Annotated in this window: 2 protein-coding genes; both read right to left on the bottom strand. The window is 44.5% G+C overall.

Annotated elements, in window-relative coordinates; all coding sequences use genetic code 11:
• The coding region (locus tag R8269_RS26265; protein ID WP_318223044.1) for a GDP-mannose 4,6-dehydratase at positions 1 to 455 on the bottom strand (455 nt) is incomplete at its 3' end.
• Between the two features lie 92 nt (positions 456 to 547).
• Positions 548 to 1,035 (bottom strand): 3-deoxy-D-manno-octulosonic acid kinase (locus R8269_RS26260; RefSeq protein WP_318223043.1); only part of this gene is annotated, 488 nt, incomplete at its 5' end.

The following is a 1,035-nucleotide window of genomic DNA, read 5'->3' as shown; positions in this document are numbered from 1 at the left end:
GAGGTGGTTTCGGTGAACAAATCGTCCGTACCCTCTAAATCGCCATACACTTCATCCGTAGAAATATGATGAAAACGAAACGCCGATTTGTTCGCTTCCTCAAGGCTTGACCAATATTGACGCGCCGCTTCAAGCAGATGGTAAGTGCCCATGACGTGAGTTTCAATAAAAGCAGCAGGACCATCAATAGAGCGGTCGACATGCGACTCAGCCGCTAAATGCATCACCATATCGGGTTGATGCTCTGAAAACACGCGGTCTAGCTCAGTTCGGTCACAGATATCCACTTGCTCGAAGTAGTAACGGTCACTGCCCGCGACATCCACCAACGACTCCAAGTTTCCTGCGTAGGTGAGCTTGTCTAAATTCACGACGCTATCTTGGGTGTCACGAATAATGTGTCGAACGACAGCTGAGCCAATGAAGCCTGCCCCGCCTGTTACTAGTATTTTCATTGCAAATGTTACCTACTTTAATGGGTACTTTTAGTGGGTGTACCGAAATGCGCTATTGGATTGTCTCACGAATAACTGACAAAAAGCTCACTTTACGTATTTTCAGTATAACTTTTTTGTACATGATCAAAATCGGACGCTTGCCAAATGATTTGGCGTTTGAGCAGTTCTTTTTTGAATGAGCGAAGAAGCCTTTCTAGGTTTTGCTTTTTCCAGTCGCCGTGCTCTTGTTTGCGGCACTTATCAAAATCAATAATCCACACTTTATCTTTGTCATCGATCAAGATGTTGTGGATATTCAGGTCTGTGTGATTAACGCCAGCGTTGTGCATTTTGGCAATTTCTTGCCCTATTTTTTGATACATTCCTTCCGGTAACGGTTTTTCCTGCAAGATACTGACCAGGTCTCTTGCGTTAGGAATGCGCTCACTCAATAAATCGGCCTGATATGTCAATCCAGATTTCACAGCTCTCGCAGCAATTGGCCTTGGCACATGAACGCCAGCATTAATCAGTGTAAGTAATAGTTGGAACTCTTGCACACAACGCGTTTGCTCCCAACCTGAAAACCAATAATTGT

It is taken from the genome of Vibrio sp. Vb0667, from assembly GCF_033391095.1.
The sequence above is the reverse complement of the archived record's forward strand: the minus strand, read 5'-3'. Positions and strand labels throughout refer to the sequence as shown.